We start from the raw sequence: 21921 nt of genomic DNA on the forward strand, positions 1-21921 counted from the left end.
AATCCTCCCGGATGCACCATATTCTCCGAGATAATAGCCACGCTGTTGTTTCAAGGTCTGCGAGTTAATCGCAAGCACCAGGGAGGATAACGTTGCTTCAGCAACGGCCCGCAGGGCGAGGCGCAGCCGAGTAATCCTCCCGGATGCACCATCTCTTCTGTTATTCCCTTCGATGTTTATTTCTTAATCACTCTCGTAGTTATGGCTTCTCAGTCAGCGACAAAAATCACCATTTACGATAAAGTAATGCTTTGTTAATCGTTTAGCGAGAGCACGATGTACGCACAGTATGACGGTTTGATCTTCGATATGGACGGCACTCTCCTGGATACCGAACCCACGCATCGTCAAGCCTGGACTGACGTCCTGGGCCGCTACGGCATGCGTTTCGATCTTCAGGCGATGATTGCCCTCAACGGATCCCCCACCTGGCGTATTGCGCAGGCCGTGATTGAACTGAATCAGGCCGATCTCGACCCGCACCTGCTCGCGCGCGAAAAAACCGATGCGGTAAAAGCCATGCTTTTAGATACCGTACGCCCTCTGCCGCTGATTGATGTGGTAAAAGAGTGGCACGGGCGCCGCCCGATGTCGGTAGGAACCGGGAGCGAAAGCGCGATTGCAGAAGCTTTACTCAACCATCTTGGCCTGCGCCACTATTTTTCTGCCGTGGTCGCCGCCGATCATGTTAAACATCACAAGCCCGCACCGGACACCTTCCTGCTTTGCGCAGAATTAATGGGCGTCCCGGCGGCAAAATGTGTCGTGTTTGAAGATGCCGATTTCGGCATCCAGGCCGCGCGTGATGCCGGAATGGATGCTGTGGATGTGCGCTTACTGTGAGTGACGCGCTGTCACTTGCCTCATTATTCGCCAGCAGTTTTTTAAGCGCCACGCTGTTACCGGGAAATTCGGAAGTGGTGCTGGTGGCGATGCTGTTGTCCGGCGTGAGTCAGCCCTGGCTGCTTGTATTAATAGCAACAATGGGTAATAGCCTTGGAGGGCTGACTAACGTTATTCTTGGGCGTTTCTTTCCGCTGCGCGAAAAATCGCGCTGGCAGGAAAAGGCAGTCGGCTGGCTAAAACGCTATGGCGCTGCCACGCTGTTATTAAGCTGGATGCCTGTAATAGGCGATTTACTGTGTCTGCTGGCGGGATGGATGCGCATCTCCTGGGGACCGGTGCTCTTTTTTTTGTGCCTTGGCAAGGCGTTGCGCTATGTTCTCGTGGCGTGGGCAACACTACAGGGTATGACGTGGTGGCACTAATTGGTGGAATGAATACGCGACCTTCAATCGTCAACCATTACAATTATGCTGAGTAACATTACTTTGACAGGCGGGAGGTCAATTTGATCCCGGACGTATCTCAGGCGCTGGCCTGGCTGGAAAACCACCCTCAGGCATTGAAGGGTATTCAGCGTGGTCTTGAGCGTGAAACGCTGCGCGTTAACGCGGACGGTAGCTTAGCGACGACGGGTCACCCGAAGGCGTTAGGCTCGGCGCTGACACATAAATGGATCACAACCGATTTCGCTGAGGCACTGCTGGAGTTCATCACGCCAGTAGAGGGTGATATTGATCATATGCTGACGATCATGCGCGATATCCATCGCTACACCGCGCGCAACATGGGCGACGAACGTATGTGGCCCCTCAGCATGCCGTGCTATATCGAGCAGGGCCAGGAGATTGAGCTGGCGCAGTACGGCACGTCAAATATCGGCCGGCTGAAAACGCTCTATCGCGAAGGGCTGAAAAACCGCTACGGCGCGTTGATGCAGACGATCTCGGGCGTGCATTACAACTTCTCGCTGCCAATGGCGTTCTGGCAGGCGAAATGCGGTGAAACGGATAAAGACGCGATCTCTGAAGGCTACTTCCGCCTGATCCGCAACTATTACCGTTTCGGCTGGGTGATCCCGTATCTGTTTGGTGCCTCCCCGGCGATCTGTTCTTCGTTCCTGCAGGGGAAACCGACCACGCTGCCGTTCGAGAAGACCGAGTGCGGAATGTACTATCTCCCGTATGCCACCTCTCTGCGCCTGAGCGATCTCGGTTATACCAATAAATCGCAAAGCAATCTCGGTATTACGTTTAACGAATTGCACGAATATGTGGCAGGATTGAAGCGGGCGATCAAAACCCCGTCGGAAGAGTACGAGAAAATCGGCCTCGAAAAAGACGGCAAGCGCCTGCAAATCAACAGCAATGTGCTGCAGATTGAAAACGAGCTGTATGCGCCTATTCGTCCTAAGCGCGTAACGCGCAGCGGTGAAACCCCGTCGGATGCGCTGCAGCGCGGCGGGATCGAATACATTGAAGTGCGTTCGCTGGATATCAACCCGTTCTCACCGATTGGCGTTGATGAGCAGCAGATTCGCTTCCTGGATCTGTTTATGGTCTGGTGCGTGCTGGCGGATGCGCCGGAAATGAGTTCAGACGAACTGCTCTGCACCCGTACAAACTGGAATCGCGTGATTCTGGAAGGGCGTAAGCCGGGCCTGACGCTGGGTATTGGCTGCGAAACGGCACAGTTCCCGCTGACCAAAGTCGGCAAAGATCTGTTCCGCGACCTGAAGCGTGTTGCACGCACAATGGACAGCATCGACGGCGGCGACGCGTATCAACAGATCTGCGACCAGCTGGTGGAATGTTTTGATAATCCGGAACTGACGTTCTCAGCGCGTATTCTGCGTTCTATGATCGATCAGGGCATTGGCGGCACCGGGCGTTCACTCTCAGCGGAGTACCGCGAGATGCTGATGCAGGAGCCGTTAGAAGTGCTGAGCGAAGCGGATTTTGTCGCGGAACGCGATGCGTCCGTGGTGCGTCAGAAAGAGGTTGAAGCGGCGGATACCGAGTCGTTTGAGGCGTTTCTGGCGAAGCAGTCTTAAGCAGAAAAGAAAAAGGCCACATCGCTGTGGCCAAAATATACATCTCTGAATTCAGGGATGATGATAACAAATGCGCGTCTTTCATATACTCAGACGTGCATTCTGTAGAAGAGTTCAGTTTATTTTAAAAAAAATCACTGTCGGAGGTGACGTATGCCGTTATTAGATAGCTTTACTGTCGACCATACCCGTATGGAAGCACCTGCAGTACGCGTGGCGAAGACCATGCACACCCCGCACGGCGACACGATCACCGTCTTCGATCTGCGTTTCTGCGTGCCAAATAAAGAAGTGATGCCAGAGAAAGGCATTCATACCCTGGAACACCTGTTCGCCGGTTTCATGCGTGACCATCTGAACGGCAACGGCGTTGAGATCATCGACATCTCTCCGATGGGCTGCCGTACCGGTTTCTACATGAGCCTGATTGGCCAGCCGGAAGAGAAACGCGTCGCTGATGCGTGGAAAGCGGCGATGGAAGACGTGCTGAAGGTGAAAGAGCAGAACCAGATCCCTGAGCTGAACGTTTACCAGTGCGGTACTTACCAGATGCACTCTCTGGAAGAAGCGCAGGACATCGCGCGTCACATCATCGAGCGTGATGTTCGCGTGAACAGCAACGAAGAGCTGGCCCTGCCAAAAGAAAAACTGCAGGAACTGCACATCTAGTGCACCTTTTCCCTCTCCCTCCGGGAGAGGGTAGGGTGAGGGTGGTTTAACCCCATGACCACAACCTCAACATTCTCCTTTACCCATCGTCCCCTCGTTCCGTTTGCCCATGATTACGCTCATGGTGACAGCGAGCCGTGGCATGAGCACGACTGCGCGCAGCTGTTGCACACCCTGAGCGGCGTGGTACGGGTCGATACGGCTTCGGGCTGTTGGGTTGTTCCTCCCGGTCGCGGCGTCTGGCTACCAGCGGGGACCCGCCACTCGCTTCGCATCACCGGCAACGTGGCGGCGCGAACGCTGTTTATCGATCCGCTGGCGCGGGCCGATCTCCCGGCCACCTGTCAGATCGTGCAGATCGCGCCGCTGTTGCGCGAGCTGATCCTCGTCTCCCTTGCTTTACCTGAATCGTACTCGCCCGGCAGCCGGGATGAACGCGTCTATGAACTCATTCTCGATGAAATCCGCACCATGCCGGTGCTGCCGTTTCACCTGCCGGAGCCGGAAGGCGAGGCGTTACGTCACCTGTGTTTGCAAATCCGGCAAAACGCGGGGGAGAGCTGGAGCAGCGCGCAGGCCGCGAGCATGATGAACATGAGCGAACGCACCCTGAACCGCCATTTTCAGCAGCAGACGGGATTAAGCTACGGCGAGTGGTTGAGAAGGGCGCGCCTGCTGGAAGCCTTAGTGCGGCTGGCGCAGGGCCAGCCGGTACTACGCGTGGCGCTGGATCTGGGTTACGGCAGCCACAGCGCCTTTACGGCGATGTTCCGCCGGGTAATGGGCGTCTCACCCAGCGATTACTTTAAGAACGACTGACGGCGTTTAAAAGCGCCTGAAGCGACGCGCGCGCCACGTCGCTGTCGATGCCCACGCCCCAGCGGCTGCTCCCGTCCTGGAACAGGCAGCGGATGTAGGCCACCGAGCGGCTGTCGCTGCGTTCGCCTAACGTATGCTCGTGATAATCCTTAATCACGAACGGGGCGCTGATCCAGCGGCTTAAGCCTTGAGCGGCGGCGGAGAGCAGACCGTTACCCTGACCTTCCAGCTGACGCGTTCCCCCCTGCGTAGCGATGCTTGCCGTCAAACGCAGCTGGCCGTCCTGCTGGCTGTCGCTGCGGTAGGATTGCAGCGCAAACTGCGGCGTGGCTACCAGCCCGTAGCGGGTGCGGAACAGCTGCCACAGCGCATTCTGCGTCATCTCTTTTCCGTGGCGATCGGTTTCCTGCTGCACGTGCTGGCTGAAATCCTGCTGCAGGGCGCGAGGTAATTTCAGACCATGATTCTGTTCGATGAGCCACGCGCTGCCGCTTTTCCCTGACTGGCTGTTGACGCGGATCACCGCTTCGTAGGTGCAGCCGATATCCTGCGGATCGACGGGCAGATACGGCATCTCCCAGCGATCGCCAGGCCTGCGGGCATCAAAGCCTTTTTTGATCGCATCCTGGTGCGAGCCGGAGAAGGCGGTATAGGCCAGCCGGCCTGCCCACGGGTGGCGCGGATGCACCGGCAGCTGGTTGCAGGCTTCCACCACTTCCACGACCCGGTTCATATCGCTAAAGTCGAGATTCGGGCTGACGCCCTGGCTGTAGAGGTTCATCGCCAGCGTCACCAGGCAGACGTTGCCCGTGCGTTCCCCGTTACCAAACAGACAGCCCTCCACGCGGTCTGCCCCCGCCATCACGGCCAGCTCGGCGCTGGCGACGCCGGTACCGCGGTCGTTATGCGGATGTACGCTGATGCAGACATCCCGGCGGCGGCTGAAGTGGCGACAGAAATACTCGATCTGGTCGGCATAGACGTTCGGCGTGCTCACTTCGACGGTGGCCGGTAAGTTGATCACCATGGGCCGTTCGTCGCACGGCTGCCAGATCTCCGCCACGGCTTCACAAATCTCCAGCGCAAACTCCGGCTCGGTAAAGCAGAAGGTCTCCGGGGAATACTCATACTGCCAGCGGGTGTCCGGGTTCTCTTCACACAGCTGACGAATTAGCCGCGTGGATCGCGTCGCCAGCTCAACGATTTGCGCTTTTTCCATGCCGAACACCAGGCGGCGGAACAGCGGGGCGGTGGCGTTATACAGATGGACGGTGGCCTGTTTCGCACCGCGCAGGGATTCGAAAGTGCGATGGATGAGATCTTCCCGCGCCTGGGTTAATACCTGAATCGTGACGTCATCCGGGATGCGGTTCTCTTCAATCAGCTGGCGAACGAAGTTGAAGTCGGTCTGCGAGGCGGATGGGAAAGCCACCTCAATTTCTTTGAATCCGCAGCCCAGCAGCAGGTCCCAGAACTGCAGCTTGCGGGTGCTGTCCATCGGCTCGGCAAGGGCCTGGTTGCCGTCGCGCAGGTCGGTGGAGAGCCAACGCGGCGCGCGGGTAATGCGTTGCTCCGGCCAGCGGCGGTCGGGCAGAAAAAGGGTTGGATAGGGTTGGTACTTGTCGGCGGGTGTGTTCAGCATGATGCGCTCCTGTTGTCTTTTCACTATCGTGAATTGATTTCAGGAGCGCTGCTTTATCGAAACTGTCAATCGCTGTCGCGTTCTGGACACGGTGCGGTTTTTTGCCGGATGGCGGCTACGCCTTATCCGGCCTACGTTCGTAGGCCCGGTAAGCGAAGCGCCACCGGGCAACTGTCACAGGACTAGTGCGCGCCACCGCCGCCGCTACCGGCGCCAAACGGTGGTTTAGCAAACCATACCAGCCCCAGCAGGACGATAAAGATCCCCGCCGATATCCAGAAAATCTCGTTGGCCGAGATAATCAGCCCCTGGTTGGTGATCTGCTGGGCAATCCAGCCGGACGCCTGCTGCTCCGTCATACCCATTCCCTGCAGCTGGTTGTACATCTGCTGAGAGTTCGGGTTGAACGGGTTCACCGCTTCGGTCAGCTGGGCATGGTGCATCGATTCACGGTTCGTCCACAGGGTGGTGGTGATCGACGTACCTATCGAGCCCGCCAGCGTTCGCGTAAAGTTCGACAGGCTCGATGCGGCCGCCATGCGCTCAGGCGGTAAACCGGAAAGCGTGATGGTGGTCAGTGGCATAAAGAAGCACGCCACGGCAAAGCCCTGAATAAACTGCGGCCACGCGGACGCGCCAAAGTCCATTCCCGGTTCGAACGTATACGCGCGCCAGTAGAAGCACACGGCGTACATGATAAAGCTGAACGTCACCAGCCGGCGCATGTCGAGCTTGTGGGCGAAGCGGCCAATAATCGGCGACAGCAGAACCGGAATCAATCCAACCGGCGCCGAGGCTAAACCTGCCCAGGTTGCGGTGTAGCCGTATACCTCCTGCAACAGCTGCGGCAGCAGTACAATCGCGCCGAAGTAGAGCATGTAGGCGAGGCTGATACACAGACAGCCTATGGTGAAGTTTCGCGACTTAAACAGCGACAGGTCGACTATCGGGTTATCGTCCGTCAGCTCCCAGACAATCAGGAAGCTCAGCGACACCACCGCGACAATCGTCAGGATGATGATCTCCCGGGAGTTGAACCAGTCCAGCTCTTTGCCCTGGTCGAGCATGACCTGCAGGCTACCGATGCCGACAACCAGCAGTGCCAGACCAATGGCGTCGATACGCCGCTGTTCCGTACGGGTTTCTCTGCCGCGCAGCGACTGGAGCGTCAGCATTACCACGAGGGCGCCAATCGGTACGTTGATGAAGAAGATCCAGCCCCAGTGATAGTTGTCGCTGATATAGCCGCCTAAGATAGGCCCGCAAATCGGCGCGACAATCACGGTCATTGACCACAGCGCCAGCGCAATCGAGCGTTTGGCTGGCGGGTAGTTGTTCAGCAGTAAGCTCTGCGACAGCGGGATCAGCGGCCCGGCGACAATCCCCTGAATGACGCGGAAGAAAATCAGCATCGTCAGGCTGCTGGACATGCCGCACGCCCAGGAGGCAAGAACGAACAATACCGTTGACCAGAGGAACAGCTTCACTTCACCGACGCGCTTTGCCAGCCAGCCGGTAATCGGAATGGAGATGGCGTTTGCCACCCCAAACGAGGTAATGACCCAGGTCCCCTGGCTCAGCGACGAGCCAAGGTTACCGGCGATGGTCGGGATCGCCACGTTTGCGATGGTGGAGTCCAGCACCTGCATGAATGTCGCCAGCGACAGCGCGATGGTCATAATGACCAGCTGCGCGCCTTCCAGCGGTTTTTGCGGCTTTTGCTGTTGCATAACGCTCACCTTCGGATTAACCGGCGTTTGCCTTCACGATGTCATCGATCAGCTTGTTGACCGGATCGAGGCTAATTTCACGGGCGTTACTTTCATAAGCCGGGCTGCTGCGCACCTGGCTTGCCAGGATCTGACCGTCGCGGTTGGCGGTGTCGACCGTCACCAGCGTTGAGAGGCCGATACGCAGCGGGTGATCCGCCAGCTGTTTGGCATCCAGCTCAATACGCACGGGCAGACGCTGAACCACTTTGATCCAGTTACCGGTGGCGTTTTGCGCAGGCAGCAGGGAGAAAGCGCTGCCGGTCCCCATGTCCAGGCCGACCACTTTACCGGTGTACTTCACGTCATCGCCGTAGATGTCGCTGACAACCGTCGCGCTCTGGCCGATACGCATATGGGCAAGCTGCGTCTCTTTAAAGTTGGCGTCTACCCACAGATTGTCTGCCGGCACGACCGCCATCAGCGGCGTGGTTGGGCTAATCTGCGCCCCTGGCTGGACGGAACGACGGGAGACATAGCCGGTCATCGGGGTGACGATTTTGGTACGCTGCAGGGCAAGCCACGCGTTGCGCACTTCGGTCGCCGCCTGCTGTACGGCAGGCTGGTTTTCCAGACTGGTACCCAGCACCATCGCCTGGTTGGCGTTGTACTGTTGAATCGCCACATCCAGCTGTGCCTGAGCGCTGGCAACGGCGTCGCGGGCGTGCTGCAGCTCTTCACGGCCAATCAGGTTGGCGGTGCCGAGCGGTACGCGGCGGTTCAGATCGCTTTGCGCCTGCGCCAGCGCCGTTTTCTGCACGTCGATGTTGGCCTGCAGCTGTTTGCTGTTGATCATCAGCTGGCGGGTCTGACGGACGCTGGAGGCCAGCGCGGTCTGTGCTTTTTCAAACGCCTGCTGGGCGTCGGTTGGATCGAGGGTCACCAACACATCGCCTTTTTGCACAAAGTCGGTATTGTCAGCCCAGACTTTCGTCACGCTGCCCGACACCTGCGCCATAATTTGTACCTGGTTCCCTGCCACGTACGCGTCGTCAGTCTCTTCAGCATGACGCAGTACTAAAAACCAATAGATCCCATATGCCACGGCAATAATGATAAAGAGCAAGGTCAACAGAAGAAGGGCGCTCTTACGTTTGCCTTTCTTGTTGGCCGGTTGCTGCGGGGTAGTGCTCTCCGCATTTGCGCTCATTGTTGTTCTCCACGATCTTCTTATTTTCACATCGGCTGAGCCGACCTGTTGTCAGAAAGGCCAGCACTGTGACGTGCTGGCCTGTCGGTTTTCTTATGAATCTGGAATGGTGAGCGTGTCGTCGCGTTAGCGCAGCGCCTCAAGAACGGCGCCGTCTTCATCCATCTGGTCCAGACGGGTGAGCAGCTTGCGAGTGATGTGCTCAAGCTGGTCGCGCTCGGCGGTGCTGAGGACAGACCAGAGTTTGTGCAGGCAATTGTGCTGAGGTGGCAGCACCTCGCGCAGGAACTGGTGACCTTTATCGGTCAGTTGCAGATGCAGGCAGCGGCGATCGTTGTCGCTTTCACGGCGCTCAATCCAGCCGCGCTTTTCGAGTTCATCGGCAATACGGGTCGCATTGGTACGGGAGGAGCCCAGCGCGCAGCTCAGTTCGGAAGGCTGAATGCTGTGATTTTCCTGAGACTCCAGCGTAATCAACGCCATAAACAACGTCTCGTTAATCCCTTGAGCTTTCAGCATTTTATTACGGTTTTCCAGTAGCTTACCCTGCATGTGCATGCACAGGCGAGTCAGCAGGATTTCCTGATACGGGAAGTCCTCATGGCGACTGGCGCGGAATTTAAGCATTTGTTCAATGGGCGTAAACGAACTATCCATTTGGGCATAACCTCATTAATTACAGCCGATATAGTAACGATAGTGACAAATAATGTAAATGAATTATTTGTGCGGTTATATCCGCCAAACTTATGTCACCATCAGAAAGCGCCGGGTAAGTCCGTGACCCGGTGAGCACAGAAAGCGTTGGGTGTGAACCCGCTGAAGAGAGGATGTGAGGACGGGGGTCTGAACTATTCATGCCGATTGTAAATATGTCACCCACATTAAAATTTCTGGGATAAATGATTACGTTTACATTAACAGAGTGAAGGGCCTCTTAACACCCTAAGAGGCCAACTCAATGTAAATGTTAGTTAATTGCATCCTGGCGGTGATAACCGCGCCACCATACTAGCAGGTTGAGAGTGGCGACGATGGCCCCGATCGCGCATACCCCCGACCAGCCCGCATGCTGCCACGCCGACGCTGAAATAAGCGAACCCGCTGCGCCGCCGATGAAGTAGCTGGTCATGTATCCGGCCGTCAGGCGGTTACGCGCCTCTGGCTTCACGCGATAGATGACGGTCTGATTGGTGATGTGAACGCCCTGAACGGTGAGATCGAGCACCAGGATACCGACGATTAGCGCCAGCACCGAGATGTGTCCGTACCAGATCGCCGCCCAGGAGAGCAGAAGTAAAACCAGCCCTGCGGAGGTGGTCAGGTGGGATTTGCCCTTGTCGGCCAGCCCGCCAGCGGGGCGTGCCCCCAGCGCGCCTGCGGCACCGGCCAGGCCGAACAGGCCAATCACCCCTTCGGAATAATTGAACGGCGGCGCGGCCAGCAGAAACGCCATCGACGTCCAGAGAATGCTGAAGTTAGCGAAGGTGAAACAGCCCAGCAGGGCGCGGGTGCGCAGAAGCTTGTCCTGCGTAAACAGGCTGAAAACGGAGGCCAGCAGCTGAGGATAGTTCAGGTGGTTTTCCTGCTTCACTTTTGGCAGCCCGCGCCACAGCGCCAGCGCCATAATGACCATCAGCACGCTCGCCACCCAGTATACGGTGCGCCAGCCGCCGAGGCTTGCCAGCAGCCCTGCAACGGTACGCGCCAGCAAAATCCCCAGCAGCAGGCCGCTCATGATGGTGCCCACCACCTTGCCGCGTTTTTCCGGGGAGGCGAGGGTCGCGGCGAGCGGGACCAGGATTTGCGCCACCACGGAGAACAGCCCCGTTAGCGCGGTACCGACGATCATCATCGTCAGCGACTGGCTGCTGGCGGTGATCAGCATCCCACCGGCGGCCAGCAGGGTCATGGAGACGATCAGCATTCGGCGTTCAAACATATCGCCGAGCGGCACCAGGAACAGCAGCCCGGCGGCATAGCCCAGCTGTGCAGCGGTGACGATAAAGCCTGCGGAGCTGGCGGAGAGATTGAACGCGCGGGCGATGGTGTCGAGAAGAGGCTGCGCGTAATAGTTGCTGGCGACCGCCAGACCCGTTGCCACGGACATTAAAAGGATGAGTGCGGGGCTAAGCCCTTGAGTTGTTTTTGTCATTAGTTTCAGGAATCGTTAGTTGAGTGATTATTTTTCCGGAAACCATAATAGCTAATGATTGTGAAAGTTGGGGGATTGTTGGGTGATGTATTGTGCGGTTTAGGGGGATTGTGCGGTTTGATCCCCTCACCCCGGCCCTCTCCCAAGGGGAGAGGGAGGTCATCGTCCCCTCTCCCTCTGGGAGAGGGTTAGGGTTTTGTTTTTACTTCTGCGCTTCAAGCGCCTCTTTCACCCAGCCGTCAAACAGCTGCTGGTGGGCTTTGATCCAGCCGTCGACGTGGCCTTTCACATCCGCTTCAGACGATTTGCCCGCATGCATCATCGCGTTCTGGGCATTGATGTCCGCCAGCGGCAGCTTCATCACCGAGAACAGCTTCGCCGCCGCCGGGTTTTTCTCCGCCCAGGCTTTGTTGGCCACGATATGCATGGTGTTCACCGGGAAGCCGTAGTTCATGCCGTTCGGCAGTTTTGTGTCGATATCCTTCTGCTCGCCCGGCAGGGAGGAGAACGGCACCTGCAGCCACACCACGTCTTTGCCCGGCTTCAGCACGTCGCTCACCCAGTACGGCGTCCAGGTGTAGTAGATCACCGGTTTACCCTCTTTGAAGCGGGCAATGGTGTCGGCCATCATCGCTGAATAGTTGCCGTGGCTCACGTCGACGGTTTTTGCCAGGTCAAAGGCTTTGTTCTGGTGGTTAATCACCGCTTCACAGCCCCAGCCCGGCGAGCAGCCCATCATGTCGGCCTTGCCGTCACCGTTGGTGTCGAACAGTTTGGCGATCTTCGGATCTTTCAGCTGTTCAATGTTGGTGATGTGGTACTGGTCCGCAGTTTTCTTGTCAATCAGATACCCCTGCGCCGCACCCGTCACGAAGGTCCCCTCGCGATAGAACTTCTTGTCACCGCCGGCGGCGGCATACATGTCGTCGTGCAGCGGCTGCCAGTTGACGGCGGTAAAGGTGGCGTCACCGGAGGCAATCGAGGTGTAGCCCACGTTGTAATCTACTTCGCTCGGCGTGTTAACCGTGTAGCCCAGCTTCTCCAGCGCGCGGCTGACGATCAGGGTCTGGAAGCTCTCTTCCGAAATGGTGCTCTGCACCGGCTGTACGGTAATGCCTTTGCCAGGCAGGTCAGCCGCAAACGCGCTGGTGGAGACAAGGGTGGCAAACGCTGTGGCAAAAAGTACGTTATGTCGCATCGTTGTTCCTTATTTTGATTTCGTGAAAGGGCGGGTGAGTAACCCGACAGGGCCGGTGGTATACCAGCGACGGTTGCCGCGACTGCGTGAATCACGACCGACGGCCTGAGTCAGGCGGTCAAGGATAATGGCGAGGATCACAATGCCGACGCCGCCGACGGTGGCCAGCCCCATATCGAGACGGCCAATGCCGCGCAGCACCATCTGACCCAGACCGCCAACGGCGATCATCGAGGCAATGACCACCATCGACAGGGCCAGCATCAGCGTCTGGTTAACGCCCGCCATGATGGTCGGCATCGCCAGCGGAAGCTGAACCTTAAACAGCATCTGGCGCGGGCTGGCGCCGAACGAGCGTGACGCTTCGATCAGGTCCGCAGGCACCTGGTTGATCCCCAGAATGGTCAGACGAATAATCGGCGGCAGGGCGAAGATAATGGTCACCACCACGCCCGGCACGTTGCCGATGCCGAACAGCATCACGATAGGCACCAGATAGACGAACGCCGGGGTGGTCTGCATCGCATCCAGCAGGGGACGAATTATCTTCGCCGCTCGCGGGCTGCGCGCCAGCCAGATCCCCATCGGCAGGCCGATGACAATGCAAAAGAGCAGAGCGGTCAGCACCAGCGCCAGGGTGATCATCGCCTGCGACCACGCGCCAATCGCGCCGATAGCGATCAGAGAGATCAGCGTGGCGACCCCCATGCCCGCGCTACCGAACTGCCAGGCGATCAGGGAGAACAGGATAATCGCCACCGGCGCCGGCATGCCCAGCATCAGCTGCTGGAAGCCGTTCAGGATGTAATCCACCGGGACGCGGATCCCCTGAAAGACCGGACGGAAGTGGGTGACCACCCAGTCGATCCCTTCCGTGACCCAGCTGTCCAGCGGGATCAGCGTTTTATGGAACGGATCCATGATGTTGAAGTGTTCTGGCGCAGGCGCGGGTGCGCTGTTGAGCCAGTCTGCCGCGCCGCTGCCATCTGTCGGCGCTGGCGTGGAACCCCACGCGTCGGCGGATTGCGCAGCGCTGTCCGCTGCCTCAGTGGCGCCCCACGGGTTAGATTGATCGGTCATTGTTTGCCCCCTCGCGATCTAAAGCCTGCAGCAGCATCCTTTTTGAGATGATGCCGACGTACTGTTGTTCCTCACCCACGACCGGCACGGCGCACGGCGCCTGGCCCACGTGAGAGAGCAACTCGCTGAGCGGCGTTTCGGCGTCCACGGCAAGCGGAGCGTCAATTAACGCCGCATCGATTCCCTGGTTCTCAGTGAGAGCCGTTTTCAGGGAGTCGATGGAGACAATGCCAACAAATTTATTGCCGCGTTCAACCAGATAGCCGTATTCACGGTCTTCATCCTGCAGCAGCTTCAGCGCCGAGCGCGGGCCGAAGCCTGGCGTTTTACGGATAATGCCGTTTGGCGTTCGGCGGGCAATATCTTTGGCGCTAAAGACCTGGCTAATATCCACGCCGCGGAAGAAGGTGCGCACATAATCGTTCGCCGGATTATTGAGAATTTCATCCGGCGTGCCGACCTGCACCACTTCACCGTTTTGCATAATGGCAATGCGGTCGCCAATACGCATGGCTTCATCCAGATCGTGGGAAATAAAGACAATCGTTCTCTGATGTTTAGCCTGTAATTTTACCAGCTCATCCTGCATCTCGGTGCGAATTAACGGATCGAGGGCGGAGAAGGCTTCATCCATTAATAATATGTCTGGATTAATGGCTAATGCACGGGCTAATCCCACGCGCTGACGCATACCGCCGGAAAGTTCATCCGGGTACGCATGCGCATAATTTTCCAGCCCGACCTGACGCAGCGCATCAAGGGCTTTTTCCTGACGTTCCTGAGCCGGCGTGCCGGCTAATTCCATGCCGAAAGCGGTATTATCCAGCACCGTCATGTGTGGCATCAGCGCGAATGACTGGAACACCATTGCGATCTTCTTTCTGCGCACCTCGCGAAGCTCTGCGTCTGATATTCTGGCGATATCCACGCCGTCAATCAGCACCTGCCCGCGGGTGGGTTCAATCAGGCGATTGAGAAGGCGAACCATAGTGGATTTACCCGAACCGGATAATCCCATGATGACAAAAATCTCGCCTTCTTCAATGGCCAGACTGGCGTCTTTAACGCCAAGCGATAGCCCGGTTTTTTCCAGAATTTGCTCTTTCGTAAGGCCTTTCTCAATATATTTGAATGCGCGCTGCGGGTGCTCGCCAAATACTTTATAAAGATTTTTCACTTCTAATTTAATTGCCATGCAATAGAGAGTGTCCTGTTATTTGTTTATGCCGATATGATTACCATGGTAAATTGTTAACGGGCATAACCCTAACATACTGAGAATCTGAGACAACCCTGAGTCGGGCTAAGTGCGGAATTTTGACGTAAGCGAAACGGCTGAATTTCCCATGAATAAAGGGCTGAGGGCGGTTTGAATTTTTCTCATTTTTTTGCTGCTGCATCGGGAAATTTCGCCTGAATCGAAATGATTCAGGCGAATATGACGTGGAAATTACAGTGTAGTTGTTTTGTAAATATTAGAGAGGGAGTTGTTGGGTTTATATTAAATTAACGAACGTTAGCGTTCATTAAAAATCCCAGTCTTCATCCTCGGTTTCCACCGTTTTGCCCATCACATACGATGAGCCAGATCCCGAGAAGAAATCGTGGTTTTCGTCGGCATTGGGCGACAGCGCGGCCAGAATCGCCGGGTTCACCTCCGCCATCTCCGGCGGGAAAAGCGCGTCGTAGCCCAGGTTCATCAGCGCCTTGTTGGCGTTGTAGCAGAGGAAGGCCTTCACATCGTCCTCCCAGCCGGTGCCGGCGTAGAGTTCCTCCGTATAGCTCAGCTCGTTGTCGTACAGATCCATCAGCAAATCGAGCGCAAAGCCTTTAAGCTCCTCGCGCTTCGCCTCGCTGACATTCTCCAGCTCTTTCTGATACTTATAGCCAATGTAATACCCGTGCACCGCTTCATCGCGAATGATGAGCCGAATCAAATCGGCGGTGTTGGTGAGCTTGCCCCGGCTCGACCAGTACATGGGCAGCCAGAAGCCGGAATAGAAGAGGAAAGATTCCAGGAACACGCTGGCGATCTTTTTCTTCAGCGGCTCGTCGGCGCGGTAATATTCCAGAACCAGCTCCGCCTTTCTCTGTAGTGACTCGCTCTCTTCACTCCAGGCGTAGGCTGCGTCCACGTCTTTGGTCTGGCACAGGGTCGAGAAAATCGAGCTGTAGGAGCGGGCATGCACCGCCTCCATAAAGCTGATATTCGACATCACCGCCTCTTCGTGCGGCGTGAGCGCGTCGCTCATCAGCGCGGGTGCACCAACGGTATTCTGAATGGTGTCCAGCAGCGTCAGGCCGGTAAAGACGCGGATCGTCAGCTGCTGTTCGGCGTGGCCGAGCGTTTGCCAGGCCGGAATATCGTTGGAGAGCGGAACCTTTTCCGGCAGCCAGAAGTTGCTGGTCAGGCGGTTCCATACCTCCAGGTCTTTATCGTCCTGGATTTTGTTCCAGTTAACGGCACTCACGCGTGACAGTTTCATCCTTTCTCCTTACAGCGCGCAGGACACGCAGCCTTCGATTTCGGTGCCTTCCAGCGCAAGCTGGCGCAGGCGAATGTAGTAGAGCGTTTTGATGCCTTTCTTCCAGGCGTAGATTTGCGCTCTGTTGATATCCCGCGTGGTGGCGGTGTCCGGGAAGAACAGCGTCAGCGACAGCCCCTGATCCACATGTTTTGTCGCTTCGGCGTAGGTATCGATGATTTTCTCCGGGCCGATCTCATACGCGTCCTGATACAGCGCCAGGTTCTCATTGGTCATAAACGGGGCAGGGTAGTAAACGCGCCCGGTTTTGCCTTCCTTTCGAATTTCAATTTTCGATACGATCGGGTGAATGCTCGACGTGGCGTGGTTGATGTACGAAATCGATCCGGTCGGCGGGACGGCCTGCAGGTTCTGGTTATAAATGCCGTAGCGCATCACCTCTTCTCGCAGCTGCTGCCACATCTCTCGCGTCGGCAGGGTAATCCCCGCTCGGGCAAACAGTTCGCGTACTTTTTCGGTTTTCGGCTGCCAGTCGCCTTCGAGGTACTGGCTGAAATATTCCCCGCTGGCGTAGCGGGACTGCTCAAAGCCCGCGAACCGCTGGCTGCGCTCGCGCGCCAGCATCATCGAGGTGTGCAGCGCGTGCCAGGTAATGGTGCAGAAATAGAGGTTGGTGAAATCCAGCCCTTCCGGGCTGCCGTAGGCGATGCCTTCCCGCGCCAGATAGCCGTGCAGGTTCATCTGCCCCAGACCGATGGCGTGCGACGCGGCGTTGCCTGCTTCAATAGACGGCACGCTGCGGATGTGGCTCATGTCCGATACCGCCGTCAGCCCGCGAATGGCGGTCTCCACCGTGCGGCCAAAGTCGGGGGAATCCATGGTGTGGGCAATATTCAGCGACCCGAGGTTGCAGGAGATATCCTTGCCGATGTCCGCGTAGTCCAGGTTCTCGTCGTAGGCTGACGCGCTGTTGACCTGCAAAATCTCCGAGCACAGGTTGCTCATGTTGATACGCCCGGCAATCGGGTTCGCGCGGTTCACCGTATCCTCAAACATGATGTACGGATAGCCGGACTCAAACTGGATCTCCGCCAGCCGCTGGAAGAAATCGCGGGCGTTGATGGTTTTTTTGCGAATGCGATCGTCGGCCACCAGTTCGTCATAAAGTTCGCTGATGGCCACGTCGCCAAACGCTTTGCCGTAAATACGCTCGATGTCGTACGGCGAGAAGAGCGCCATCTCGGCATTCTCTTTGGCCAGCTTAAAGGTGATGTCCGGGATCACCACGCCGAGCGACAGGGTTTTGATGCGAATTTTTTCGTCGGCGTTTTCGCGTTTGGTATCAAGAAAACGCAGAATGTCCGGATGATGCGCATGCAGGTAAACCGCGCCCGCGCCCTGACGCGCGCCAAGCTGGTTGGCATAGGAGAAGGCATCTTCCAGCATCTTCATCACCGGGATCACGCCGGAGGACTGGTTTTCGATGCGCTTGATCGGCGCGCCCGCTTCACGCAGGTTCGAGAGCAGAAACGCCACGCCGCCGCCGCGTTTGGAAAGCTGCAGCGCCGAGTTCACCGCGCGGCCAATCGACTCCATATTGTCTTCGATACGCAGCAGGAAGCAGGAGACCAGCTCGCCGCGCTGGGCTTTGCCGCAGTTGAGGAAGGTCGGCGTGGCGGGCTGGAAGCGTCCGGAGAGGATCTCGTCGGCGAGCTGTTCCGCCAGCGCTTCATCACCCTGCGCCAGGGTTAGCGCCACCATCGCCACGCGATCTTCAAAGCTCTCTAAGTAGCGCTTGCCGTCAAAGGTCTTCAGGGTGTAGCTGGTGTAGTACTTCCACGCGCCGAGGAAGGTCTGGAAACGAAAGCCGCTGGCGTGGGCGCGCTCAAACAGCTTCACCACAAAGTCGCGGTCGTAGCGGGTGAGCACGCGCGCGTCGTAGTAGCCCTCGTTAACCAGATAGTCGAGACGTTCATTCTGGCTCGCAAACGTCACGCTGTTGGGCCGCACGTGGGCGGCAAAAAAGGCGTCCACCGCCTCACGATCTTTATCGAACTGAATGCGCCCCTCCCGATCGTAGAGGTTAAGCATGGCGTTTAATGCGTGGTAATCCGGTGTCGCCTGAATCACCCGTTCTGCGGTTGTCGTTGCCAAAATTCGTTCACTCCTTTACGCACGTTTTCGACGTCCTGCTGTGTCCCCATCAGCTCAAAACGATAGAGATACGGCACGCCGCATTTTTGAGAAATGACATCCCCGGCGCGGCCAAAGGCATCGCCGAAATTGCGATTCCCCGCCGCGATCACGCCGCGGATTAGCCCGCGGTTATGAGGATCGTTCAGAAAGCGGATCACCTGGCGAGGCACGGCTCCTGCCGTACCGCCGCCACCATAGCTGGGCACCACCAGTATGTAAGGTTCCTCTACCCGTATCCGCTCCCGCTCGTTCAGCGGAATGCGCACCGCAGGCAGCCCGACGCGCTCAATAAAGCGGAGCGTGTTTTCCGAGCTGCTGGAGAAGAAAACCAGCCCACTCATACCCGGGTGGCCTGAGCGCTCAGGCGGTTAATCATGTCCGGGCGGAAGCCAGACCAGCTTGTTTCCCCGGCGACCACCACTGGAAGCTGACGAAAACCCTGCTTGCGCAGGGTATCTGCGGCCTCGGGGACCTGGTCAACATTCACCATTTCAAACGCCACGCCACGGCTTTCCATTGCCCGTTTGGTCGCGTGGCACTGAACACAATCGTTACGAGTGTAAATAATAATGCTCATGATTCGTATTTCCATTTAAAATGAGGGTACGGCGCGAATCATCGCGTCGGGTTGTGTGTATCTTGCTAAAGGAATACTAGATGTAGATGTCTTAAGTTTCAACCATACAAGATATGGGAAATTTAGATTGATATCGCCCCTGTGATGAGCACAGCGGGGCAGGGCAGGCTGTACGGGTTTTTCAGGCTAACGGGCATAAAAATGCCCCGGCGCCTGAGGCTACCGGGGCAGAATACGCGGGATTATTTACGCAGGCTGAGCAGGGCACCGACGAAGATGCCGACCGCCGCGACGGTTCCCAGAGTACATAGCGGTTTTTCACGCACGAAGGTCGTAGCACAGCTTGCCATGTCGCAGGCAGCCTGCGTGGCGCGTGAACGTCCGTTCATACGGGCGCGGGTTTCACGGAGCAGAGACTGAGCCTTACGCTTTGCGGCATCCGCTTCGTCCTTCGCGTCACTTCCCCAGGACTTCAGCACCTCTTCCAGCGTGTCCGCTAATTGGCTGACATCATTACGAATATCCTGAGCGTCGTCGTTAATATCGTTTCGGTTCGGTCTGTTAAACATACGATCCTCCGTAATTTTGTGTTCCCGTTCAGTTTAGTTCAGAAATTTAATATCTGAAGCGCCTCACGCGTTATCCGGCAGTTTATGGACTATTCTGAAAGCCCTGCTATTGCTGAATACTGTAAGGTTGCCGGGCAGGAAAAGATAACGAGGAAAAGATATGTATTTACGACCTGACGAGGTGGCACGCGTTCTTGAAAAAGAGGGATTCACCATGGATGAGGTGACGCCAAAAGCGTATGGATATCGCCGCGGCGAGAATTATGTTTATGTTAATCGCGAAGCAAGAATGGGACGTACCGCTCTCATTATTCACCCGACGCTGAAAGACAGAAGTCTGTCATTTGCTGAGCCTGCCTCGGATATTAAAACCTGCGATCATTATCAGCAATTTCCGCTCTATTTAGGCGGTGAACGGCATGAGCATTATGGTATTCCGCACGGTTTCAGTTCGCGTATGGCGCTGGAGCGATTTTTGAAGGGACTGTTTGGCGACGTACAGTAAATCCGCGACTGGCGTGCGCCAGTCGCTTCACATCACGCTTTTGCCTGGCTGTACTGGCTGACCTTAAACAGGCGGCGACAGTAGTCGAGGAAATAGCCGTAAACGGCTCCCATCAACATCGAAATGACAATATTCGAACTCACCGCCGCAGCGATCTGGTGCCAGTCTGCACCGACTGTCAGGAGAATGGCTACGTAAACCGGCGACTGGAACGTCACATACGCCAGAACGTCCGCCAGGTTTTTCACCCAGCCTGCAGGACTGATACGACGCGCGAAGCGCATTACCGCATCGCGGTATAAACCATAAGGCCATGCAATAATAATATTGACCGGGATCGCCACCAGACGAGAAGAAAGTGACTGCTCGAAGGACATTCCGGAGAGGAATATTTCGATCAGCATGTTCACGACGGAACAGTAAACAACCATCGCGAAAGTATCCGCCACCGCGTGGCGCAGGCGAGATTGCGGCGAGAACATGTCTGAACTCCTTGAGAAGAACACAAAAGAAACGATTTTCCTTCAGCGGTTAGTGCTTTAGGTTGGTTTGTTTGACGTGTATAGCGTATATCTCTACGTTTGAACTAACAACTAGTGATTAATTTTTATTTAATCGCCTTTTGTCCACAAAATTCTCTAAAGTTGTTCGTTTTTTGTTCCGATCGTTATAATCTGTCTCGTTTGATGGTTTTTATATTAAAATCAATCACTTGTTTTTTCGGTGGCGAGAGGCAGGAATCCCCACCTGATAGCGGTGGAGTATGCTGTGGTTTGGATTAAAGTTGGCTATTTATATTAATGTGGTGATTGGATTCACCGGTGTCCTGTCAGCGCCTTGCGCTATTATTAACAGCGAGTTCTAAATATATTAACGCTGATGCCCGTACGGACCCTTGGGTAGATATTTCAACTCAAATGAATTATTCTGTCGGCGATTTATCTATTTATCCCCCAAAGAAAAGGTTTTCAAATAATATGTCTTTGACGTTACAGAATCTTAATAATATCCGAACCCTGCGCGCTATGGCGCGTGAATTATCCCTGGACGTTCTTGAGGAAATGCTGGAAAAGGTCAGGGTCGTTACTGAAGAGAAACGCAGCGAGCTGACGGAATTAGAGCAGCAGCGTGCTGAGCAGCAGGAAAAAATTAATGCCCTGCTGGAGCGGATGAAAGCCGATGGTATTTCCCCGACTGACCTGCTGGGTTCTGAACTGGCGCAGGCGGGTAAGCCAGCGAAAAAGCGTAAGCCGCGTGAAGCAAAATATCGCTTTATTGACCAGAACGGCGAAGAGAAAACGTGGACCGGCCAGGGCCGCACGCCGAAGCCTATCGCCAGCGCGCTGGCAGACGGTAAATCACTGGATGATTTTCTGATCTAACGGATGAGCCGGGCGGAACACGCCGCCCGGCTGACTGTTCAGCAGACGCCGAAATCGCCTTCTTCGGTATAAGGCGCCACGTCGGCGGCTTTCAGCGTATATTTCTCGCCTTGCTCATTGCTGGCCTGGACCGCCACAATGCTGTCACCGTTCACTTCGAGCACTTTCAGTTTCGGGCCGCCTTTACGCGGTTGCACATAATCACCGACAGAAAACATATTACCTCCTCATCGTTTTAGCGATCTTCACCTTAGCCCACGCATGACGCCGGGTACAGCGTAATTCACCGATTACTGCTTATGAGGTACGCCGATTCCATGGCATCACCTTGAGCAGTCGCGCCATGCCGCAAAAACCCGTCACACCGGCGAACAGCAGCCCGGCTCCGACAAAACCGCTGAGCAGGAAAAAGCCGCTGGAGACGCTATAGCCCAGCACCACGCCGCAGAGTATCAACAGCCCGGCGGCAATTTGCACCTGACGCATCAGCGGCAGCGGCTGGGATTTGTCTTCAACGGTTGGCAGCCCCGCCTGCTTCCAGCCCTGAATCCCCCCCTCGACCACAAATGCCTCTGCGGGCGCGGCGGCCTGAGCAAGGCGCTCGGCATTCCCCGACGTCCGGGCGCCGGACTGGCAGTGAAAAATCACCGTATCGCCCGCCTGCGCGTTAAGTGCGCCGGGTAAGGTATCCAGCGGCACGGACCGCGCGGCGGGAATATGCTCGCGGGCATACTCGTCGGCATCACGAATATCAATCAGTTTTGCGCCTTCAGCGACGCGGGCATTGGCCTGGCGCGGTGAAAGAAGAGTAAGTGACATGGCGGCTCC

23 protein-coding genes are annotated in these 21921 nt (G+C 56.5%); 7 read left to right on the plus strand and 16 right to left on the minus strand.

Features of this window, described 5'->3' with window-relative positions:
• Positions 1–276 precede the first annotated feature (276 nt).
• The 5 genes from yqaB to IM317_RS20455 all read left to right on the plus strand — a co-directional run bounded on the left by yqaB (position 277) and on the right by IM317_RS20455 (position 4384).
• Positions 277–843 carry a fructose-1-phosphate/6-phosphogluconate phosphatase gene (gene yqaB / locus IM317_RS20435; protein WP_032648006.1) on the plus strand — a complete coding sequence of 189 codons (567 nt, stop codon included), beginning with the start codon at positions 277–279 and terminating at the stop codon, positions 841–843.
• Positions 840–1268, plus strand: a complete 429-nt coding sequence (locus IM317_RS20440) for a YqaA family protein (RefSeq protein WP_008499541.1) — start codon at positions 840–842, stop codon at positions 1266–1268. Before yqaB ends, IM317_RS20440 begins: the two co-directional genes overlap by 4 nt.
• 83 nt (positions 1269–1351) lie before the next feature.
• Complete coding sequence (gshA, locus tag IM317_RS20445) at positions 1352–2896, plus strand: glutamate--cysteine ligase (RefSeq protein WP_033146364.1); 1545 nt, start codon at positions 1352–1354, stop codon at positions 2894–2896.
• Positions 2897–3049: 153 nt separating this feature from the next.
• Positions 3050–3565: an S-ribosylhomocysteine lyase gene (gene luxS / locus IM317_RS20450; RefSeq protein WP_014884972.1), complete on the plus strand. Its 516-nt coding sequence runs from the start codon at positions 3050–3052 to the stop codon at positions 3563–3565.
• 54 nt (positions 3566–3619) lie between these two features.
• Positions 3620–4384: a helix-turn-helix domain-containing protein gene (locus tag IM317_RS20455; RefSeq protein WP_033146363.1), complete on the plus strand. Its 765-nt coding sequence runs from the start codon at positions 3620–3622 to the stop codon at positions 4382–4384.
• On the opposite strand, the gene leuA is transcribed toward IM317_RS20455, so the two are convergent.
• The 13 genes from leuA to IM317_RS20520 all read right to left on the minus strand — a co-directional run bounded on the left by leuA (position 4371) and on the right by IM317_RS20520 (position 19206).
• Positions 4371–6026, minus strand: a complete 1656-nt coding sequence (gene leuA, locus IM317_RS20460; RefSeq protein WP_033146362.1) for a 2-isopropylmalate synthase — start codon at positions 6024–6026, stop codon at positions 4371–4373. The genes IM317_RS20455 and leuA overlap by 14 nt on opposite strands.
• 182 nt (positions 6027–6208) lie before the next feature.
• Positions 6209–7756 (minus strand): multidrug efflux MFS transporter permease subunit EmrB, encoded by a 1548-nt coding sequence (gene emrB, locus IM317_RS20465; RefSeq protein ID WP_032660391.1) that lies wholly within the window; start codon positions 7754–7756, stop codon positions 6209–6211.
• Positions 7757–7772: 16 nt separating this feature from the next.
• Positions 7773–8945 carry a multidrug efflux MFS transporter periplasmic adaptor subunit EmrA gene (gene emrA / locus IM317_RS20470; protein WP_033146361.1) on the minus strand — a complete coding sequence of 391 codons (1173 nt, stop codon included), beginning with the start codon at positions 8943–8945 and terminating at the stop codon, positions 7773–7775.
• Positions 8946–9071: 126 nt separating this feature from the next.
• Positions 9072–9602, minus strand: coding sequence for a transcriptional repressor MprA (gene mprA, locus IM317_RS20475; RefSeq protein ID WP_023333174.1), 531 nt, complete (start codon positions 9600–9602; stop codon positions 9072–9074).
• Positions 9603–9915: 313 nt separating this feature from the next.
• Positions 9916–11100, minus strand: a complete 1185-nt coding sequence (locus tag IM317_RS20480; protein ID WP_029742048.1) for an MFS transporter — start codon at positions 11098–11100, stop codon at positions 9916–9918.
• 202 nt (positions 11101–11302) lie between these two features.
• On the minus strand, positions 11303–12298 hold the full coding sequence (gene proX, locus IM317_RS20485; protein WP_033146360.1) for a glycine betaine/L-proline ABC transporter substrate-binding protein ProX: 996 nt from the start codon (positions 12296–12298) through the stop codon (positions 11303–11305).
• Positions 12299–12307: 9 nt separating this feature from the next.
• A complete protein-coding gene (gene proW, locus IM317_RS20490; RefSeq protein WP_033146359.1) occupies positions 12308–13378 on the minus strand; it encodes a glycine betaine/L-proline ABC transporter permease ProW in 1071 nt (356 codons plus the stop codon).
• A complete protein-coding gene (proV, locus tag IM317_RS20495; protein WP_032660399.1) occupies positions 13362–14573 on the minus strand; it encodes a glycine betaine/L-proline ABC transporter ATP-binding protein ProV in 1212 nt (403 codons plus the stop codon). The genes proW and proV overlap by 17 nt, the downstream gene beginning before the upstream one ends.
• 331 nt (positions 14574–14904) lie before the next feature.
• The gene (gene nrdF, locus IM317_RS20500) at positions 14905–15864 is read right to left on the minus strand and encodes a class 1b ribonucleoside-diphosphate reductase subunit beta (RefSeq protein ID WP_033146358.1); all 960 of its coding nucleotides are present in this window, start codon (positions 15862–15864) and stop codon (positions 14905–14907) included.
• Positions 15865–15873: 9 nt separating this feature from the next.
• Complete coding sequence (nrdE, locus tag IM317_RS20505; protein ID WP_033146357.1) at positions 15874–18018, minus strand: class 1b ribonucleoside-diphosphate reductase subunit alpha; 2145 nt, start codon at positions 18016–18018, stop codon at positions 15874–15876.
• Positions 17991–18401: a class Ib ribonucleoside-diphosphate reductase assembly flavoprotein NrdI gene (nrdI, locus tag IM317_RS20510; RefSeq protein ID WP_021241965.1), complete on the minus strand. Its 411-nt coding sequence runs from the start codon at positions 18399–18401 to the stop codon at positions 17991–17993. Before nrdI ends, nrdE begins: the two co-directional genes overlap by 28 nt.
• Positions 18398–18637 carry a glutaredoxin-like protein NrdH gene (nrdH, locus tag IM317_RS20515; protein WP_033146356.1) on the minus strand — a complete coding sequence of 80 codons (240 nt, stop codon included), beginning with the start codon at positions 18635–18637 and terminating at the stop codon, positions 18398–18400. Before nrdH ends, nrdI begins: the two co-directional genes overlap by 4 nt.
• 242 nt (positions 18638–18879) lie before the next feature.
• The gene (locus tag IM317_RS20520; protein ID WP_023308924.1) at positions 18880–19206 is read right to left on the minus strand and encodes a DUF883 domain-containing protein; all 327 of its coding nucleotides are present in this window, start codon (positions 19204–19206) and stop codon (positions 18880–18882) included.
• 160 nt (positions 19207–19366) lie between these two features.
• Between IM317_RS20520 and IM317_RS20525 the strand changes: the two genes are divergently transcribed.
• The gene (locus IM317_RS20525) at positions 19367–19711 is read left to right on the plus strand and encodes a DUF2002 family protein (RefSeq protein WP_023308923.1); all 345 of its coding nucleotides are present in this window, start codon (positions 19367–19369) and stop codon (positions 19709–19711) included.
• Between the two features lie 32 nt (positions 19712–19743).
• On the opposite strand, the gene alaE is transcribed toward IM317_RS20525, so the two are convergent.
• Complete coding sequence (alaE, locus tag IM317_RS20530) at positions 19744–20193, minus strand: L-alanine exporter AlaE (RefSeq protein ID WP_008502567.1); 450 nt, start codon at positions 20191–20193, stop codon at positions 19744–19746.
• 495 nt (positions 20194–20688) lie between these two features.
• Here alaE and stpA point away from each other — a divergent pair, with 495 nt between their 5' ends.
• Positions 20689–21093: a DNA-binding protein StpA gene (gene stpA / locus IM317_RS20535; RefSeq protein ID WP_033146355.1), complete on the plus strand. Its 405-nt coding sequence runs from the start codon at positions 20689–20691 to the stop codon at positions 21091–21093.
• Between the two features lie 38 nt (positions 21094–21131).
• On the opposite strand, the gene IM317_RS20540 is transcribed toward stpA, so the two are convergent.
• Both IM317_RS20540 and IM317_RS20545 read right to left on the minus strand, forming a co-directional pair.
• On the minus strand, positions 21132–21311 hold the full coding sequence (locus IM317_RS20540) for a hypothetical protein (protein WP_023308920.1): 180 nt from the start codon (positions 21309–21311) through the stop codon (positions 21132–21134).
• 79 nt (positions 21312–21390) lie between these two features.
• On the minus strand, positions 21391–21912 hold the full coding sequence (locus tag IM317_RS20545) for a rhodanese family protein (RefSeq protein WP_033146354.1): 522 nt from the start codon (positions 21910–21912) through the stop codon (positions 21391–21393).
• Positions 21913–21921 lie beyond the last annotated feature (9 nt).

It is taken from the genome of Enterobacter cloacae complex sp. S3 (assembly GCF_014930495.1).
Lineage (GTDB): Bacteria > Pseudomonadota > Gammaproteobacteria > Enterobacterales > Enterobacteriaceae > Enterobacter > Enterobacter asburiae_B.

Excerpts from the sequence above, each read along its gene's own strand:
- emrB (WP_032660391.1), bottom strand. The coding sequence starts at position 7,756 with ATGCAACAGCAAAAGCCGCAAAAACCGCTGGAAGGCGCGCAGCTGGTC.
- alaE (WP_008502567.1), bottom strand. The coding sequence starts at position 20,193 with ATGTTCTCGCCGCAATCTCGCCTGCGCCACGCGGTGGCGGATACTTTC.
- mprA (WP_023333174.1), bottom strand. The coding sequence starts at position 9,602 with ATGGATAGTTCGTTTACGCCCATTGAACAAATGCTTAAATTCCGCGCC.
- IM317_RS20545 (WP_033146354.1), bottom strand. The coding sequence starts at position 21,912 with ATGTCACTTACTCTTCTTTCACCGCGCCAGGCCAATGCCCGCGTCGCT.
- proW (WP_033146359.1), bottom strand. The coding sequence starts at position 13,378 with ATGACCGATCAATCTAACCCGTGGGGCGCCACTGAGGCAGCGGACAGC.
- leuA (WP_033146362.1), bottom strand. The coding sequence starts at position 6,026 with ATGCTGAACACACCCGCCGACAAGTACCAACCCTATCCAACCCTTTTT.
- yqaB (WP_032648006.1), top strand. The coding sequence starts at position 277 with ATGTACGCACAGTATGACGGTTTGATCTTCGATATGGACGGCACTCTC.
- IM317_RS20540 (WP_023308920.1), bottom strand. The coding sequence starts at position 21,311 with ATGTTTTCTGTCGGTGATTATGTGCAACCGCGTAAAGGCGGCCCGAAA.
- luxS (WP_014884972.1), top strand. The coding sequence starts at position 3,050 with ATGCCGTTATTAGATAGCTTTACTGTCGACCATACCCGTATGGAAGCA.
- nrdF (WP_033146358.1), bottom strand. The coding sequence starts at position 15,864 with ATGAAACTGTCACGCGTGAGTGCCGTTAACTGGAACAAAATCCAGGAC.
- IM317_RS20480 (WP_029742048.1), bottom strand. The coding sequence starts at position 11,100 with ATGACAAAAACAACTCAAGGGCTTAGCCCCGCACTCATCCTTTTAATG.
- IM317_RS20525 (WP_023308923.1), top strand. The coding sequence starts at position 19,367 with ATGTATTTACGACCTGACGAGGTGGCACGCGTTCTTGAAAAAGAGGGA.
- IM317_RS20520 (WP_023308924.1), bottom strand. The coding sequence starts at position 19,206 with ATGTTTAACAGACCGAACCGAAACGATATTAACGACGACGCTCAGGAT.
- proX (WP_033146360.1), bottom strand. The coding sequence starts at position 12,298 with ATGCGACATAACGTACTTTTTGCCACAGCGTTTGCCACCCTTGTCTCC.
- emrA (WP_033146361.1), bottom strand. The coding sequence starts at position 8,945 with ATGAGCGCAAATGCGGAGAGCACTACCCCGCAGCAACCGGCCAACAAG.
- IM317_RS20455 (WP_033146363.1), top strand. The coding sequence starts at position 3,620 with ATGACCACAACCTCAACATTCTCCTTTACCCATCGTCCCCTCGTTCCG.
- stpA (WP_033146355.1), top strand. The coding sequence starts at position 20,689 with ATGTCTTTGACGTTACAGAATCTTAATAATATCCGAACCCTGCGCGCT.
- nrdI (WP_021241965.1), bottom strand. The coding sequence starts at position 18,401 with ATGAGTGGGCTGGTTTTCTTCTCCAGCAGCTCGGAAAACACGCTCCGC.
- nrdH (WP_033146356.1), bottom strand. The coding sequence starts at position 18,637 with ATGAGCATTATTATTTACACTCGTAACGATTGTGTTCAGTGCCACGCG.
- proV (WP_032660399.1), bottom strand. The coding sequence starts at position 14,573 with ATGGCAATTAAATTAGAAGTGAAAAATCTTTATAAAGTATTTGGCGAG.